Genomic DNA, 16,717 nt, shown 5'->3' on the forward strand with positions numbered 1-16,717 from the left:
GAGTGGGATGATGAAGGCCTCGGATTCCCTTGCAAGCGTGCCGAAAGCCGATCTGCACGTCCATCAGGAAGCGACTCGCTATCTCGATCTGATCCTGGCCGAGCGCGAGGGCCGGGAGCCCTACGACTGGGCGGCCTGGCGACGGCGGCTGGCGGCCGAGCTTCCGCCCGGCAAGGAGCGCTTGCAGCGGATCGGGTCGGTGCAGCCGGTTCCGCTCGAACGCGGCGATGACGACGAGTTGTTCGTCGCGCGGTTCGCGGCGCTGATGCGCGACCACGCCGCCGCCGGCGCGTGGTACGTCGAGATTCGCTGCGGTGGTGAGGTCGTCACACGCGACGGCTTCATGTCGTTGTTCCGGCAGGCCGAGCAGCAGGTGCGTGCCGACTATCCGCGCCTGCGCGCCGAGGCGCTGGCGATCGTCATCCACGCGGGGCAGGATCCCGATCGCGTGGACGCGTTCGCCGACGGCTGCATCCGCGCCGCCGGCGAAGGGCTGGCGGGGATCGACTTCCTCTACGCGCCGTACGACACCGAGGCGGACTGGACCCCCATGTACCGGCTGGCGGAGCGATTCGCCGAAGCCGGTCTGGGGATCACGGCGCACGCGGGCGAGGTGTCGACGGCCAACATCGCCGCCGCGGCGCGCATGCCCGGTCTGACCAGAATCGGGCACGGCATCCACGCCGCGGCGGACCCGGCGTTGCTGCACCTGCTCGTTGACAGGGGCGTGACGCTGGAATGCGCGTTGACGTGCAACGACTACTTCGGCGTCCTGCCGGATCTCGAGCAGCATCCGCTGCCGCGGCTGGTCGAGGCGGGCGTCGCGGTCACCCTGGCCACGGACAATCCCGTCCAGCTCAGCACGACGATCGAGCAGGAGTACGCCATGGCGGCCGGACTCGGCATGAGCGTGGAGCAGCTCGCCGATTTCACCCGCAACGCGATCCGGGCGGCGTTCACCTCGGACGAACGCAAGTCCGCGATGCTCGGCGAGCTCGCCGGTGGTGGAGCGGATTGCAGCTCTCCGGTTTCCTGACCGGCCTTGCCCGGCACCTCACGCGTCGCGGCGTCGGTCCCGTCGCTCAGGGAGTTGCCGGAAGCCGGCCGACGTGTAGGTGGCGACGGCGCCGGCATTGGAGCTCGGGGTGCAGACGATCGCGCTCGACGAGCCCAGCTCCTGGAGTGCCGCCGCCGCGGCGACGGTGATCGCCTTGCCGTAGCCGTGACCGCGATGGTCCCGGTGCACGCCCATCGGCTCGAGCAGCCCGGGCTTCCCCGGACCGGCCGACCACACCGTCACCGCCGCCACCGCGTTGCCCCGGTCGTCGTACGCGGCCAGACACCGGGCGTCGGCGTACGGCGTTCCGGCCGCCATCGCATGCCAGCGCTCCTCCGTGAACGTCGACCCGTCGAACGATGCCCGCAGCACGGCGGCCCACACGTGCGCCTGCTCCGGGCCGATCACCTCGATCCGCACGCCTGGGTCGTTCACCGGCTCCGTGAGGTCGCGGCGCAGCGGCGTCCACGGCTCGTCGGCGTTCCAGCCGGCCTCGGACAGCAGATCGTGGACCAGTGCGCCCGTTGGCGCCTCGACGAACGCCTTCCCCTCCATCAGCACGCCGCGCTCCGGCTCGGTCACGTCCCGGACCAGCCGCTGCGCCAGCTCCTCGTCCCGCTGGGCGTCCGGCGCGGTCGTGAGCCGCAACAACGCGGGACCGTCCAGCAGCCCGACGGCGAGAATCCGTCCGTCCCGGCTCCAGATCCGGACCGCCGCCGCCGTCGCCTCCGCACCGAACCGCCAGAACCAGCCCAGGTCCCCCGGATGCAGTTGCATCGGCGCCCCGTCGTCCTGCCACTCCCGCAGCACGCCCACGGCCTCGCTCAGCCCGTCGGCTCCCGGCGTGTCCAACCCGATCGTCATGCCCCCGATCACACACCACCGCGCCGCCAGTCCGCACCGGGTTTCCGGCCGGCCGACCGGCGTGGCCGGCATTCGGGAGGGGGAGACACGGCCTGGCCCGGCTGCCGCTCCCAGCCGCCCCCGCCCGCGCTCGCGCGGTAGATCCAGCGCTCGCCGCTGCCGTCCAGCGCCGTGTACTCCGCGCCGTCGGGCAGCTCGGTCACCTCGCCCGCCGCGGCGGCGCGGCGCAGGGCGTCGACGGCGAGCCAGTAGGCGTAGTGCGCGGCGGTGGACTCCCAGACGGCGCGGGTGAGGGAGCGGGCGAAGTGGCTGTCGGGGCGGCCGCGGCCGGCGAGTTCGTCGGCCTGGGGGCAGGACCAGGACAGGACGCGCTCGGGGATGCCGGCGTAGCCGCGCGCGGCCATCTCGCGGGCGCTGCCGCAGACCGGGCAGGGGTCGGCGGGCAGCGGGGCGTAGCGGAACGCCAGCCAGTGCAGGTCGATGACGCTGTGCTCCTCGGTCGCGCCGCCGACGCCGTAGCCCGGGTGCTGGCAGTCGGGGCAGCGGACCTCGGCGGCGGGGACATCCGACCCGGTGCCGGGCCAGCCGGTGGGCCACTGGGCATCGCACCGCGTGCAGCGGTACTGGTGGCGGCGCGGGCCGATGATGTCCGGGGCGGGGAGGGAGATGTGGAGGTTCTCGCGCATCGGCCCGAGATAGCCGGGGAAGGTGCCCTGCTCGCGCGGCCAGGACGCCAGGCGCTCGTGGGGCCAGATGAGGCGGATGCAGTCGGCCACACTCATGGCGTCCCACAGGCGGCCGGGGCCGGGGTGGGCCCCGGCCTCGTTGAGCCGGCGGGCCAGGTCCCCCAGGTCGTCGAGGGATTCGGCGTTGCGGCGGGCGAGTGCGCGGACGGCCGCCGGGGCGTAGCCCGCCGCCTCGGCGGCGGCGAGGTCGGCGGCGCGCAGCGCGGCGGCCACGCGCTCCCGCCGCCGCCGCTCCTCCGCCTCGCGGGCTCGGATCGCCGCCCGCTCCTCCTCGCTGCCCGGCCAGGGCGGCACCGCCGGGTTTCCGTGTACACGCCGGGGCATGGACAGAGCCTGCTAGAGGATCGCGAAGCCGAGGACCACGGCCGCGGTGACGGTGAGCTGTCCGGGCGTCAGATTGCTGTCGCCGCCGGGCGCGGCGGCCGCCTCGTAGCCCCGGTAGACGGTCTCGCCCTGCTCCGGCTCCACGTCCTTGATGTGGACCACGGTGCCGAGCCGGACGCCGGCGGCCCCGGCGTACAGCTCCGCCTTCTCGCGGGCGGCGGCCACGGCCGCGGTCCGCGCTCGCGCGCGCAGTTCCTTCTTGGTGCTGACGTCGAACTCGACGCCCTCCACCTGGTTGGCCCCGGCCTCGACGGCGTCGACGAGCGCGGCCTCCAGCACGTCGAGGTCCCGCACCTCGATCATGAACGAGGCGGTGCACTCGTATCCGGCGAACTTCCGCTCGTTGCCGCCGAAGTGCCAGGTGGAGCGCAGGTTCAGCCGGGAGGTGGAGACGGCCGCGTCGGGGATGCCGTGGCCGCGCAGCACCGCGCGGACGCGGGTGACCGCGCCGCGCGTGACCTCGAAGGCGTCGGCCGGGCGCTTCCTCGTCTCCTTGACGGCCAGCCGCAGCCGCGCCATGTCGGGCGCGGCGTCCAGGCTGGCGGCGCCGAACACGGAGACGCCCCAGGGAGTGTGGATGGACTCGGAGCCGTTCATGCCCCTCATCCAATCACCCGGCCGGGCGCAGGGGTGTGCAACAGTGCGGCAACGGCGTCAACCCGCCCCGGAACAACGGGAACTGAGCCGGTGGCGGCCGCGTCCTCGAACCCTGACGTACACGATCCACGGGATGACCCGGGGGGATGAGGGATGAAGTCAAGGCAGCGGTCGAGGTTAAGGCTCAGGCTGAGCGCGGCGACGGCGCTCGTGGTGGCGCTGGCCGTGGTGCTGACGGCCTGCGGGAGCGGCAGCGGCAGCGGCAGGCGCGGTGGAGGGAGCAGCGGCGGGTACAGCGGCGGCAGCGACGGCGGCTCGTCGGTCGACAAGGATGACGACGACTACGACATCGACGACGACTACGACATCGACGACCTGCCGACCGACGACTACGACACCGGCACCGACGACCCGGCGCCGACGGACCCGTCGTCGGTCTCGCTCTCCTCGGTCCTGCCGGACCTGCTGGCGCTGAGCGGCACCGTCTTCACCGTCGCAGGCCCGGAGGAGAGCGACGCGAGCCTGTGCGGCGACTACCCGGAGGTGTGCGCCGACGCCACGGACCGGGCGCAGATCGCGTTCACCAGCGACGCGGAGGACGAGTTCGCCTCCTTCCAGGTCGTGGCGTACGCCAGCGAGGCGGACGCCGCCGACGCCCTGGCGACCGGCGCGGACGCTCTGGCCGACGAGGGCGGGTACATCATGCGGGCGGAGGACGCCTTCGGCGACGCCAGCATCGCCTTCACCGCCCCGCCGTCCGACGGGGACGCGCAGGTGACCGTCGTCCAGCGCGGCCCCTACCTGGGCGCGGTCGCGCGCGGCGCCGACGACGCGGCCCTGCTCGGCGACTGGGAGCTGGCGGACGCGATGAGCGCCATGTTCGACAAGCGCATGGAGCAGGCGGCCTCCGGCCAGGAGCCCACGGCGACGGTCGTCCTCTGACGAGGCGAGCAGACGCGAGACGGCGCGAGTCGGCGCGGGCCCGGTTTCCGGACCGGGCCCGCGCGATTCTCAGCGCATCGCGCTGCGCGGCCTGCTCGCCGGCGTGCTCGGCACGTGCGCGGGCGTGGTGACGCTCCTGGCCTCCGGCCCTGCGTATATCGGCGTGCCCCTGATCGCGCTCGGGCTCCTGGGCCTGTGGCGGGGCGTCACCTACGGACTGCGCTACCGCCGTCTGGGCGGCGAGGTGTTCGCCGTCCGCGAGCGCGGCCTGGTCTACCGCCGCGCCGGGGTCACCACGGCCATCCCCTGGCAGGACATCGACGGGGTCACCGTCTCCGGCCGGGGCGGCGCCCTGCTGCGGCTCTTCGGCTATGACGCGACGTGCCGCGTCCGGCTCTCGCGGGGCGACACGCTGCGGGTGAGCCGCTTCACCAGGGACGGCCGGTCCCTGGCGGAGACGACCGGCACCTACGCCGGGCGGGAGCGGATCCCCGTCTCCGGCTCCGCCAGTCGCGCCCGCATCTCGGCCGCCTGAGGCAGGCCGAGTTCCTCGTAGCGGCTCAGCGCCTCGCGCCAGTGCTCGCGGGCCGCGTCCGGCTCGCCGAGGCCGGCGCGGAGAGCGGCGATGCACGCGTGGGTGCTGGCCTGCGCTCGGCCGTAGCCCGCTTCGACGGCCACGGCCAGTGCCTCGTCGTGCAGGCGCAGGGCCGCGGCCGGGTTTCCCGTGGCCGCGTGGGTGGTCGCCAGCTCGTTGAGTGCCTCGATGAGCATGTGGGTGTCGCCCACGGCGCGGGCCACCGTCAGCGCCTCGTCGTGGTGGCGCAGCGCCTGTTCCAGGTCACCCTGTTTCCGGCACATGGTGCCGAGAAAGCGCAGGCAGTCCGTTTCAACGACGCGATAACCGGTCTTGCGGGCGAGGGACAGGCCACGGCGGGCGCACGCGCGCGCCTCGTCGTCCCGGCCCATCGCCACGTGCAGTTCGGCGATGCCGATGAGCGCGTTGGACGCGTTGGTGTCGTCGCCGTTCTGCTCGCTGAGGTGGAGGGCGTCCTCGACGTAGCGGAGGGCCTCCTCGTACCGGCCGAGGTCCTTCAGGCTGTTTCCGATGTTGCTCATGGCCGCGCGGCGGCGTGGCCATGGTCCGTCTGGGCCGATCAGTTCCAGCACCAGCTTGAACTGGCGCACGGACTCGGCCAGCTCGCCCCTCCTCCCGTACATGACGCCGAGAGCGTTCACCGCCTGGGCCTGCGCGTCTCGATCTCCCGCCTCCTCGTAGAGGATCTTCGCCCGTTCGAGATGGCCGACCGCGGCGTCGTGGTCCGCGCCCCTCCGGTGGATGGCCAGGCCCAGGCTCACGCGCGTGTTGGCCTCCGCGAGGCGGTCGCCGGTGGCCTGGGCGGCCTGGATCACCCGGGGGAAGAGGCTGATCGCCTCGTCGTAGTAGCCGCCGATGTCGAGGTAGCGCCAGATGGTTCCCGACATGGCGATGGTGAACGCCGCGTCGCCGTGGCGAGTGACCTCCAGCAGGTTGGCGCGTTCGGCGTCCAGCCAGCGCAGGGCGTGGTCGCGAGAGGCGAGCGGGGGCGCCTCGCCGCCCCAGGCGGGCACCTTGGGTCGCCGGTACGCCTCGTGGGGGGTGGTGGTGTCCATGGCCGTGGAGGCGGTGGACAGGTAGTAGTCGCGCAGCCGGGCCAGGGCGTTCTCGCGCTCGCCCTGGTCGTCGACGTCCTCGCACAGCTCGGCGGCGTACGCGCGCAGCAGGTCGTGCGGCTGGTGCCGGCCGCCGGAGGTCTGGTCGATCAGGTGGGCCCGCAGCAGCACCGTCAGCGCCCGGCGCGTCTCCCGCCACCCGCCGCCGGCCATGGCCGCCACGGCGTAGGCGTCCGCGTCGTGCCCGGGGTGCAGGCCCAGCAGCCGGAACACGCGGGCGACGGCCGTGTCCAGCCGCCGGTAGGACCAGGAGAACACCGTGCGGACGGCGGTGTGCGGGTCGCCGTCGATGTCCAGGAGGTCGAGTGCGTCCTGCTGGCCGGCGAGTTCGGCGGCCAGGTCGGCGAGGGAGCGGGTGGGCTGGGATCTGGCCAGTTCGGCGGTGATGCGCAGGGCGAGGGGCAGCCGGGCGCACCGCTCGATCAGCGCGTCGGCCGCCTCGGGCTCGGCCGCCACGCGGTCCTCGCCGAGCGCCTCGCGCAGCAGGCCGCCGGCGTCCGCCAGGGGCAGCCGGTCCAGGCTGACGCGGTGCGCGCCCTCGCGGGCCACCAGCCCGGCCAGCGCGTCCCGGCTGGTGATGACGGCGAAGCAGGTCTGGCTGCCCGGGAGCAGCGGCCGCACGTGCTCCACGCTGTGGGCGTTGTCCAGCACGACCAGCATCCGGCGGCCGTCCGCCAGGGTGCGGAACCGGGCCGCCCGCTCGGCCAGGTCCTGCGGGATCGACACGCCCTCCTGGCCCAGCGCCCGCAGGAAGCCGCCGAGCGCGTCCTCCGGCGTCACCGGCTGGTCCGGGCCGTAGCCGCGGAGGTCCACGTACAGCTGCCCGTCGGGGAAGAGGTGGCGCACCCGGTGCGCCCACCGCACCGCCAGCGCCGTCTTCCCCACCCCCGCCGTCCCCGCCACCGCCGAGACCACCACCGTGCCCCGGTCCGTGAGGAGTGCGTCCAGCTCCGTCAGTTCGGCCTCCCGCCCCACGAACCCGGCCACGTCCCCCGGGAGCTGCGCGGGTGGAACGCCTACCTGTGACTGTTCCTCCCCACCGACATCCACGGGCTCGCCGGCCAGCATGCGGCGTTCCAGCTCCCGCAGCTCCGGCCCCGGCTCCAGGCCCAGCTCCTCCACCAGCCGTTCCCGGGCCGCCCGGTACGCCGCCAGCGCCTCGGCCTGCCGCCCCGACCGGTACAGCGCCACCATCAGCAGCCCGTGCAGCCGCTCCCGCAGCGGATGATCCCGCACCAGCCCGGCCAGCTGCCCGATCACCGCCCCGCCGGGACCGCGCGCCAGCTCGGCCTCGTACAGCGCCTCGTACGCCACCAGCCGCCGCTCGGCCAGCCGGTGCGTCCAGTCGTCCAGCTGCGGGACGTCCAGATCCGGGAACGGAGTCCCCCGCCACAGGCCCACCGCCCGGCGCAGCACCTCCACCGCCCGCCCCGGATCCCGGCCGACCTGCTCAAGCCCCTCCCCCACCAGCGACTCGAAACGCTCCGCGTCCAGTTCCCCGGCCTCCACCCGCAGCCGGTACCCGTCCGGGCCGAAGGCGATCCGGTCCGGCTCGCCCAGCAGGCCCCGCAGCCGGTGCACGTGGAGGTGCAGCCGCTGCCCGGCCCGCTCGTCCGCCCGCTCCCCCCACAGCGCGTCGGTCAGCACGTCCGCCGGCACCGCCTGGTTCGCCCGCGCCAGCAGCAGGCCCAGCAGGGTGCGCCGCAGCCGCCCCGACAGCGCCTCCGAACGCCCCTCCCACCGGATCTTCACCGGCCCGAGCACCAAGAAATCCATGGCCGTTCAGCCAGCTCCCTCCGCCATAGGGGGCCCTCAGTCTGGCGCACCCGGTCGCGGGCCGGTGCCGAACGTTGTGCCCGCCATGAAAGTGAGATGAAAGCGTCACCGCGATCCTTGCTGTTGAGGGCATCACCTCCGCCGGCCGCCATCCGGCGGATGCCTCACGGGGGATGCCGGGCCGACGGGGCACACGTGCCGTCGGCCCGGCAAGAACGCACGACGGGGCCTCGACAGGCGGCTGGTGCGGGACATCGCCGACGGGCTGCGGCAGCGCGGCGCGGCGGCGCACGCCTCCCCCGGACCACTCACCGATCAACCACTCAGGAAGTGCCCCATGTCAGGCGGTTACTACTCACCACCCGGGTCCCAGCCCAACCAGCCGCAGCCCATCCCGCCGCAGCCCTACCAGCCGCAGCCGCAGCAGAACCCGTACGGCGGGCCGCCGCCCCAGGCGCCCTATCCGGCGCCGCCGCATCCGCCGAACGGGGCGTATCCGCCGCCGCCCCCGCCCGGCGGGCACCGGCGCGGCAGCAAGAAGCCCGCGTTCGCCGTGCTCGCCGTCATCCTCGTGCTCGCGCTGGCGGGCGTGGGCGCGTGGATGGTGCTCGGCTCCGGCGAGGACGACAGCGACGGCGGCCGGCCCGCGGCGGTCGACCCCAACCTCCCCGGCGGCCGGATGTGGTCGGTCAACGAGGAGGGCGTGGACGACGGCAAGAGCCCCATGGGCTTCTGGCCGGTGGGCGACACCGTCGTCAAGGCCACCGGCACCACGCTCACCGCCTACGCCATGGCCGACGGCTCCGAGGCGTGGACCCTGGAGCTGGAGGGCGAGCACCTCTGCGCGCCGAGCAACGCCACCGCCGAGGGCCTGCTCGTCGTCGGCCACGGGGAGAGCAACTGCGGGCAGAACATCACCCAGATCGACCTGAACACCGGCGAGCAGGGCTGGAGCCGGCCGCTGGAGCCCAACGGGAACCCCCTCAGCTTCCACATCGCGATGGCGGGCTCCTCCTACGCCGTCCAGACCCTCGGCGGCTGGAGCGTGCACAGCGTGGCGGACGGCGAGGAGATCGACTCGGCCATCGCCGGCTACGACGCGCTGGGTGAGGCGCTCAACTACCAGGGGGCGTTCGAGGAGTTCGAGATTGACGTCGTGAACGGCGACGAGGTCTGCGCCGTGACCGCCGTCGTCGGCGGCGAGGCGCTGATCAGGCAGCGCACCTGCGCCACGGTGAACGACGCCGCGAGCGGGGCGTTGAGCCCGCCCTTCTCGCGGCTGGAGGAGATCGACCCGGCCACCGGGGAGACGCTGTGGAGCCTCGACCTCCCCGAGGGCCGGTGGCTGGAGAAGATCAACAGCACCTCCCCGCTGGTGGTCACCCTGCGCGACGAGGAGTTCGGCGGGGAGCTGGAGCTGGCCTTCATCGACCAGGGGCAGATCACCGGCCAGGTGCCCATCGAGACCACCGGCCTCGCCGCGGACGACACCTCCGCCTGGCTCCAGGGGACGTGCCGGGAGACCACCGTGGTCTACAGCCCGCCGGACGACTGCGGCGGCATGGCCGTCCACGGCGACCGGCTGTACGCCTCCCCGAGCACGATCTTCAGCGACCCCATCGTGACCGCGATGAACGCCACCACCGGAGAGGTCGCGTGGCAGTACAAGGCGGAGGACTTCTCCGGGCAGCTCGTGCTCGGCGCGGACGAGAACGGCGTGATCGTCTATCAGGCCGGGTTCGACGAGAGCCTTCCCGGCCAGGTGGTGCGGATCTCCCCGGACGGGCAGAAGGTCGAGCCGCTGTTCCGGACCGACGGCGGCCTCTTCCTGCCGGGCAACGCCTTCGTGGCGTTCCGTGACGGGCGGCTCGTCTTCAGCCCGCCGGACTACTCCCTGGAGTACGACATCGCGGCCTACGGCCCGGACGGCAAGGACCCGAACGCCGGGAACGCCGGGAACTCCGGGAACGCGCCGTAGCAGTCGTCTAAGCCGCCAGGGCCGCCGTCCCTGGCTCACAGGCCGCCCGCAGCTCCGCCAGCTCCTTCGGCGGCAGGCTGCGGGCGGCCAGCTCGCGACGGGTGGCGTCCAGCAGCGGGCGGGCGGCGTCGAGCCAGGCGGGGCTCGGGTCCAGGCCCGCGAACGCCGCCAGGCGGGCGAGTTCGTCGTCGGTGGCGTCGAGCAGGTCCTCGTAGGAGAGGGTGGTGCGCTGCTCGTCCAGGACGGCGGACAGGTGCTCGACGCCCTCGGTGACGATCTGCGACCACAGCGCCCCGAAGCGGGTGATCGGGATGTCGCGGTCCCAGATCAGGGACGCGTCGAAGCGGTCGCCGAGCAGCGCGGCGAGGTCGGGCGGCAGGGAGCGGACGTGATCCTCGGTCAGCTCGGCGAGCGTGGCGATGCCCAGCAGTTCGTACATCTCGTGGAGCTGGGCGATGAGCCGGTAGCCGGGGTGGCGGCTCATCGACACGGCGCAGTCCGGGCCCTCGCGGTGGAGGTGGACGAAGCGGGCGGTGGGGAACGCCTCGCGCAGCGCCGGGATCCAGTGGACGGAGTAGCCGGAGCGCTCGATCACGGCGGTGCGGCCGAAGCGGGCGCGCAGCCAGTCGAAGAACGCCAGGTGGTGCTCGCGGGCCGGGCGGCGCGGCCAGGTGGCGATCTCACGGCCCAGCTCCTCGTGGAGCGCGCCGGTTTCGCCGGTTTCGCCGGTGAGGTGCGGCAGCACCATCAGGCCGAGCGCCGGGATGCCGGGGCGGGGGTCGAGGAACTCCGGGAGCGGGGCGCCGCTGCGGATCATGCGGTCGAAGAACGGGCTCGGCTCCGCTAAGATCCGCCAGAATTCCGCCCCGGTCATGGTTTCCGGCGGCAGCGCGCGGGAGGGTTCGACGAGCGAGGCCAGCAGCTCGTTCAGGCTCAGCGCGTCCGGGTGCAGGTTGAGGATGCGCGAGAGTGTCGTCGATCCACTGCGACCGGTGCCGACGACGAAGGTGAGGGGGAAGGCCGGGGAACGCATCCTCGCAGCGTATCCCGGGGGACTCCGCAGGACTCTCACATCGCCGGGGTGCGCACGCTGAGGGCAGCGTTGCCTCTGGGAAACGGATGTGATGCGGCCGGGTAACAGCCTCCCCGCACCCTCAAGGCATGAGCTCGAAAACGCGTGTGGTGATCGTCGGCGGCGGCATGGCCGGCGCCCGGCTCGCGCAGCAGATCGGCGGCGCGCCGGGCCTGGCGGTGACGGTCATCGGCGAGGAGCCGCACGCGGCGTACAACAGGGTGCTGCTCGCGGAGGTGCTGGCCGGGCAGTACGAGCCCGAGGTGATCGCGCTGCCGCGCCCGGCCGAGGGCGTGGCGTGGCTGTCCGGGGTCCGGGTGGTGCGCATCGACCGCGCCGGGCCGGGCGGGCGCGGGCGCGGGAGTGGCGGGCAGGTCGTATGCGACGACGGCCGGGTGGTCGCGTACGACGTGCTGGTGCTGGCGACCGGGTCCAACCCGGTGCTGCCGCCGCTGCACGGGATGTTCCCTCCGGACGGCGGCGACCTGCCCGAGGGCGTGCACGCCTTCCGGAACCTGGACGACTGCGTGGCGCTGGACGAGGCGGTGCGCGGCGGCGCCCGGCAGGCCGTCGTCATCGGCGGCGGGCTGCTGGGGGTGTCGGCGGCCCGCGCGCTGGCCGGGCGCGGGGCGCGCGTGGTGCTGGCGCACCAGGGCGAGCACCTGATGGAACGCCACCTGGACGCCGGAGCGTCCGCGCTGCTGCGGGCGCACCTGACGGAGCTCGGCGTGGAGGTCCACACGGAGTGCCGCGTCCGCGGCCTGCGGACCGACCCGCCCACCCCCTCCGGGGGTGTGGGCAGTCTCCGCCAGGGACGGAGGGTGGGCACACCAGCGGGCGGCAGGCAACGGCCCGCACCCTCCCCAGCGGGGGGCACGGGGGGCGAAGCCCCCCGGCAGGTCCGCGGCGTCGAGCTCGCGGACGGCTTCCGGCTGGACGCCGGTCTCGTCGTGCTGGCCTGCGGCGTGCGGCCCCGCACGGGCCTCGCCCGCGCCGCCGGGCTCGCGATCGCGAGCCGTGGCGGCGTCCTCGTCGACGACCAGCTGCGCACGTCCGACCCGAGCGTGTACGCCCTGGGCGACTGCGCCGAGCACGACGGCGTGCTCTACGGACTGGCGGGGGCCGCTCAGGAACAGGCGGACGTGCTGGCCCGCGTCCTCCTGGCGGGCGACGGCGGCCCCCGCTACGCGGGCACGCGGGCGCTGGTCCGGCTGACCCTGGGGGGCGGCGCGCCGCTCGACATCGCCGCGTTCGGCGACATCACGCCCGCGCCCGGCGACGACGTCGTGCAGCTGGCCGACGCCACCCGGGGGGCGTACCGCAAGATCGTCGTCCGGGGCGACCGGCTGCGGGGCGGGATCCTGCTGGGCGACCTCGGCAGCGTCGGCACGCTGGCGCGCACCTGGGAGGGCGACGAGCCGCTGCCCGCCACCGCCCCACTGCTGCATCTGCTCACCCACGATGCCCATCACGGAGGGTTGTAATACATGTCCACGGTTGAGACGGCCGAGACGATCGTGCTGGTCGGGCACGGCATGGTGGGGCAGCGCTTCCTCGAGGAGCTGGCCGACCGGGGCGTGACCGAACGCGCCCGAGTGGTGGTGCTGTGCGAGGAGCCGCGCCCGGCGTACGACCGGGTCAACCTCACCTCGTACTTCTCGGGCACCACGCCCGAGGAGCTGTCGATGGTCGAGGACGGCTTCATGGAGCGGCACGGCATCGAGCTGCGCCTCGGGGACCCGGCGGTGGCCATCGACCGCGAGGCGCGCACCGTCACCGCCCGCTCGGGCCTGACCGTCGGCTACGACACCCTGGTGCTGGCCACCGGCTCCTACCCCTTCGTGCCGCCCGTCCCCGGCAAGGACGCGACCGGGTGCTTCGTCTACCGCACGATCGAGGACCTCCAGGACATCGAGGCGTACGCCAAGGCCGGCGCCGGCACCGGCATCGTGGTGGGCGGCGGGCTCCTCGGCCTGGAGGCCGCCGGGGCGCTGAAGGGCCTGGGAATCGAGACCCACATCGTGGAGTTCAACCCGCGGCTGATGGCGATCCAGGTCGACGAGGGCGGCGGCGCGGCGCTGCAGCGCACCGTGGAGGAGATGGGCCTGCTGGTCCACACCGGCGTGGCCGGCCAGGAGATCACGGTCGGCGAGGACGGCGCGGTGCGCGGCATGCGGCTGTCGGACGAGTCGGAGATCGCCACCGACCTGGTGATCTTCTCGGCCGGGGTGCGGCCGAGGGACCAGCTGGCGCGAGAGGCCTGCTTCGAGGTCGGCGAGCGCGGCGGCGTCGTGATCGACGAGCGGTGCCGGACCGTGAGCGACCCGGCGGTGTACGCCATCGGCGAGTGCGCGCGGGCGGTGGACGGCATGGTGTACGGGCTGGTGGCGCCCGGCTACGAGATGGCGGCCACGGCGGCCGACACGATCGCCGAGCGCGAAGGCACGGGGTTCACCAGCGCGGACACCTCCACCAAGCTGAAGCTGCTGGGCGTGGACGTGGCCTCCTTCGGTGACGCGCACGGCCGCAGCGAGGACTGTCTCGACGTGGTCTACTCCGACTCGCGTGCGGGCGTCTACAAGAAGCTGGTGATCGCCAAGGACGGCACGCTGCTGGGCGGTGTGCTGGTCGGCGACGCCGAGCAGTACGGGCTGCTGCGCCCGCTGACGGGCTCGGTGCCGCCGGCGTCGCCGGAGCAGCTGGTGCTGCCCGCCGGGCTCGCCCCGCCCACCGCGATCGGCCCGGGCGCCCTGCCGGACTCGGCCGTGATCTGCAACTGCCACAACGTCTCCAAGGGCGAGATCCGCGCGGCCGTCACCGAGCACTCCTGCGGCAACGTGCCCGAGGTGAAGAAGTGCACCAAGGCGGGCACCGGCTGCGGCTCCTGCGTGAAGGTGCTGACGCAGCTGGTCAACGAGGAGCTGGAGGCGTCCGGCGTCGCCGTCGACAAGGGCCTGTGCAAGTGCTTCGCGCACACCCGCCAGGAGCTGTACGAGATCGTGCTGGCGCTGCGCATCACCTCCTACCAGGCGCTGCTGGACCACCACGGCCGCGAGGAGGCGCGCGGCGGCGAGGGCTGCGAGATCTGCAAGCCGGCGGTGGCCTCGATCATCGCCTCGCTCGCCCCGGCGATCGGCGCCGACGGGTACGTGCTCGACGGCGAGCAGGCGGCGTTGCAGGACACCAACGACCACTTCCTCGCCAACATGCAGAAGAACGGCTCGTACTCGATCGTGCCGCGCGTGCCGGGCGGGGAGATCACGCCGGAGAAGCTGATCGTGATCGGCGAGGTGGCGCGGGACTTCGGGCTGTACACGAAGATCACCGGCGGGCAGCGGATCGACTTGTTCGGCGCCCGCGTGGACCAGCTGCCCGCGATCTGGGCGCGGCTGGTGGCGGCGGGCTTCGAGTCGGGGCACGCCTACGGCAAGGCGCTGCGGACGGTCAAGTCCTGCGTGGGGTCGACGTGGTGCCGGTACGGGGTGCAGGACAGCGTGCGGATGGCGATCGACCTGGAGCTGCGCTACCGGGGGCTGCGCTCGCCGCACAAGCTGAAGTCGGCGGTCAGCGGGTGCGCGCGGGAGTGCGCGGAGGCCCAGGGCAAGGACTTCGGGGTCATCGCCACCGCCAACGGCTGGAACCTGTACGTCTGCGGCAACGGCGGCGCCACGCCGCGCCACGCGGACCTGCTGGCGCAGGACCTGTCGGACGCGGAGCTGGTGCGGCTGATCGACCGGTTCCTGATGTTCTACATCCGCACCGCGGACCGGCTGGAGCGCACCTCGGTGTGGCTGGAGCGGCTGGAGGGGGGCCTGGACCACCTGAAGGACGTGGTGGTGCACGACTCGCTGGGCATCTGCGAGGAACTGGAGGCGCTGATGGCGGCGCACGTCGCGAACTACCGCGACGAGTGGGCGGAGACCATCAACGACCCGGAGAAGCTGCGGCGTTTCGTGTCCTTCGTCAACGCCCCCGAGGCGCCGGACCCGACGGTGCAGTTCGTGCCCGAACGGGACCAGGTGAAGCCGGACCTGACGATCCTGGCGGGCCCGGAGATTCCGGTCCGCACGCTGGAAGGGAGTTCCCGCTGATGGTCGAGGTGGAGTGCGAGGAGGGCCGCTGGGTCGCGGTGTGCGACGTTGACGACCTGACGCCGGGGCGGGGGGTGGCGGCGGTGCTGCCGGACGGCCGGCAGATCGCGGTCTTCCTCGACCGGTCGGGCCGGACGTACGCCGTCGGCAACCGCGACCCGTTCACGGGGGCGTACGTGCTGGCGCGGGGGCTGCTCGGCTCGACGGGCAACGAGGGGCGGCCGTTCGTGGCCTCGCCGCTGCTGAAGCAGCGCTTCGACCTGGTCGACGGCCGCTGCCTCGACGAGGAGGACGAGTCGAAGACGGTCCCGGTCTTCGCCACCCGCAGGCGGCAGGCGGCTGACGGCGGCGCCTGACCCCCGGGTGAGTGCCCGGGGTGTGGACGGCAACGAGGGCCGGGGGCGTGCCCCCCGGCCCTCGCCGCGCGGCTACGCCGTGCCCGCCAGCGCGTCCCGGAATGAGAAGTAGGCGTCCTTCTTCTCATAGTTCTCATCCCACAGCAGCGGCGCCCCCCACCCGGGGAACGTCGGCGGGATCCAGGAGTCCCCGTCGCTCACGCCCCACACCGTGACACCCGTGCAGCCGTCGACCGCCAGGCACACGTTCGCCACGGAGGCGTAGTCCTCCGTCTGCTGCGCCAGCTCGGCCTCGTCCGCCGGCATCTCGATCCGGACGTCCAGCTCGGTGACGGCCACCTCGAGGCCGAGGTCCACGAAGCGCTGGAGGTTCTCCTGCATGCTGTCGGGCACCTGCCCGACGATGAGGTGGGACTGGAAGCCGACGCCGTCGATGGGCACGCCCTGCTCCAGCAGCGAGGAGACCAGCTCGTACATGCCGTCGCTCTTCGCGCCCAGGCCGTCGGTGTTGTAGTCGTTGACGTACAGCTTGGCGTCGGGGTCGGCGGCGTCGGCGGCGCGGAAGGCGTCGGCGATGTAGGACTCGCCGATCTCCTGGAGGAAGACCGAGTCGCGCAGCGTGCCGTCCTCGTTCAGCGGCTCGTTCACCACGTCCCAGCGGTCGATGCGCCCGGCGTAGCGGCCGGCCTCGGTGGCGATGTGCTCGGTCATGACGTCGGCGAGCTCGCCCTCGTACTGGCCGTTCTCGATCCAGTCCGGGAGCTGGCTGTGCCAGACCAGGGTGTGGCCGTGGACCTGCTGGTCGTTGGCCTCGGCGAACTCCACCATCTCGTCGGCCGGTCCCCAGTTGAACTGGCCCTGGGTCGGCTCGACCGACTCCCACTTCATCTCGTTACCGGGCGTGATGCTGCTGAACTCGGTGGCGGCGATCTCGGGGTAGGTCTCGGACAGTCCGGTGGCGGTGGCGCCGAGGCCCGCGAAGCGATCGCTCTGGGCGGCGGCCTCCCGCAGCGTCTGTTCCTGGCCCGAGGCGGTGCCGTAGGCGATGGCGGAGCTGATCAGCAGCCCGGCCGCCGCGGCGGCGGCCAGCTTGGCTGGGCGTGTCAGGGCAGGCATGGGGGATCCGTTTTCCCTCTCGGTCGTG

13 protein-coding genes are annotated in these 16,717 nt (G+C 73.4%); 7 read left to right on the plus strand and 6 right to left on the minus strand.

Annotated elements, in window-relative coordinates:
- Window positions 1-10 precede the first annotated feature (10 nt).
- Complete coding sequence (locus tag ACTWQH_RS16430) at window positions 11-1,036, plus strand: adenosine deaminase family protein (protein ID WP_443287296.1); 1,026 nt, start codon at window positions 11-13, stop codon at window positions 1,034-1,036.
- 18 nt (window positions 1,037-1,054) lie between these two features.
- Here the strand turns inward: ACTWQH_RS16430 and ACTWQH_RS16435 are convergent, their stop codons facing one another.
- Genes ACTWQH_RS16435 through ACTWQH_RS16445 form a run of 3 tightly spaced genes read right to left on the minus strand, consistent with a single transcriptional unit; the run spans window position 1,055 to window position 3,648 of the window.
- The gene (locus ACTWQH_RS16435) at window positions 1,055-1,921 is read right to left on the minus strand and encodes a GNAT family N-acetyltransferase (protein WP_443287297.1); all 867 of its coding nucleotides are present in this window, start codon (window positions 1,919-1,921) and stop codon (window positions 1,055-1,057) included.
- A gap of 8 nt (window positions 1,922-1,929) precedes the next feature.
- The gene (locus tag ACTWQH_RS16440; protein ID WP_443287298.1) at window positions 1,930-2,991 is read right to left on the minus strand and encodes a hypothetical protein; all 1,062 of its coding nucleotides are present in this window, start codon (window positions 2,989-2,991) and stop codon (window positions 1,930-1,932) included.
- 12 nt (window positions 2,992-3,003) lie between these two features.
- Window positions 3,004-3,648, minus strand: coding sequence for an SIMPL domain-containing protein (locus tag ACTWQH_RS16445; RefSeq protein ID WP_443287299.1), 645 nt, complete (start codon window positions 3,646-3,648; stop codon window positions 3,004-3,006).
- A 153-nt stretch (window positions 3,649-3,801) separates the two neighbouring features.
- Here ACTWQH_RS16445 and ACTWQH_RS16450 point away from each other — a divergent pair, with 153 nt between their 5' ends.
- The gene (locus ACTWQH_RS16450; protein ID WP_443287301.1) at window positions 3,802-4,590 is read left to right on the plus strand and encodes a hypothetical protein; all 789 of its coding nucleotides are present in this window, start codon (window positions 3,802-3,804) and stop codon (window positions 4,588-4,590) included.
- Between the two features lie 103 nt (window positions 4,591-4,693).
- Window positions 4,694-5,125: a hypothetical protein gene (locus ACTWQH_RS16455; RefSeq protein ID WP_443287302.1), complete on the plus strand. Its 432-nt coding sequence runs from the start codon at window positions 4,694-4,696 to the stop codon at window positions 5,123-5,125.
- On the opposite strand, the gene ACTWQH_RS16460 is transcribed toward ACTWQH_RS16455, so the two are convergent.
- Window positions 5,059-8,076, minus strand: coding sequence for a BTAD domain-containing putative transcriptional regulator (locus ACTWQH_RS16460; RefSeq protein WP_443287303.1), 3,018 nt, complete (start codon window positions 8,074-8,076; stop codon window positions 5,059-5,061). The genes ACTWQH_RS16455 and ACTWQH_RS16460 overlap by 67 nt on opposite strands.
- Before the next feature lie 337 nt (window positions 8,077-8,413).
- On the opposite strand from ACTWQH_RS16460, the gene ACTWQH_RS16465 reads away from it, so the two are divergent.
- Window positions 8,414-10,054, plus strand: a complete 1,641-nt coding sequence (locus tag ACTWQH_RS16465) for an outer membrane protein assembly factor BamB family protein (RefSeq protein WP_443287304.1) — start codon at window positions 8,414-8,416, stop codon at window positions 10,052-10,054.
- Between the two features lie 7 nt (window positions 10,055-10,061).
- Here ACTWQH_RS16465 and ACTWQH_RS16470 read toward each other — a convergent pair whose 3' ends face one another.
- Window positions 10,062-11,087 carry a sulfotransferase gene (locus tag ACTWQH_RS16470; RefSeq protein ID WP_443287305.1) on the minus strand — a complete coding sequence of 342 codons (1,026 nt, stop codon included), beginning with the start codon at window positions 11,085-11,087 and terminating at the stop codon, window positions 10,062-10,064.
- Window positions 11,088-11,215: 128 nt separating this feature from the next.
- Here ACTWQH_RS16470 and ACTWQH_RS16475 point away from each other — a divergent pair, with 128 nt between their 5' ends.
- The 3 genes from ACTWQH_RS16475 to nirD are packed head-to-tail and all read left to right on the plus strand — an operon-like array spanning window position 11,216 to window position 15,573.
- Entirely contained in the window at window positions 11,216-12,610 is a 1,395-nt protein-coding gene (locus tag ACTWQH_RS16475) for an NAD(P)/FAD-dependent oxidoreductase (RefSeq protein ID WP_443287306.1), read from the plus strand.
- A gap of 3 nt (window positions 12,611-12,613) precedes the next feature.
- Window positions 12,614-15,217, plus strand: coding sequence for a nitrite reductase large subunit NirB (gene nirB, locus ACTWQH_RS16480; RefSeq protein WP_443287307.1), 2,604 nt, complete (start codon window positions 12,614-12,616; stop codon window positions 15,215-15,217).
- On the plus strand, window positions 15,217-15,573 hold the full coding sequence (gene nirD / locus ACTWQH_RS16485; protein WP_443287308.1) for a nitrite reductase small subunit NirD: 357 nt from the start codon (window positions 15,217-15,219) through the stop codon (window positions 15,571-15,573). The genes nirB and nirD overlap by 1 nt, the downstream gene beginning before the upstream one ends.
- A 72-nt stretch (window positions 15,574-15,645) precedes the next feature.
- On the opposite strand, the gene ACTWQH_RS16490 is transcribed toward nirD, so the two are convergent.
- Complete coding sequence (locus ACTWQH_RS16490; RefSeq protein ID WP_443287309.1) at window positions 15,646-16,689, minus strand: endo-1,4-beta-xylanase; 1,044 nt, start codon at window positions 16,687-16,689, stop codon at window positions 15,646-15,648.
- Window positions 16,690-16,717 lie beyond the last annotated feature (28 nt).

The organism is Streptomyces sp. 6N223 (genome assembly GCF_052246635.1).
Taxonomy (GTDB): domain Bacteria; phylum Actinomycetota; class Actinomycetes; order Streptomycetales; family Streptomycetaceae; genus Streptomyces.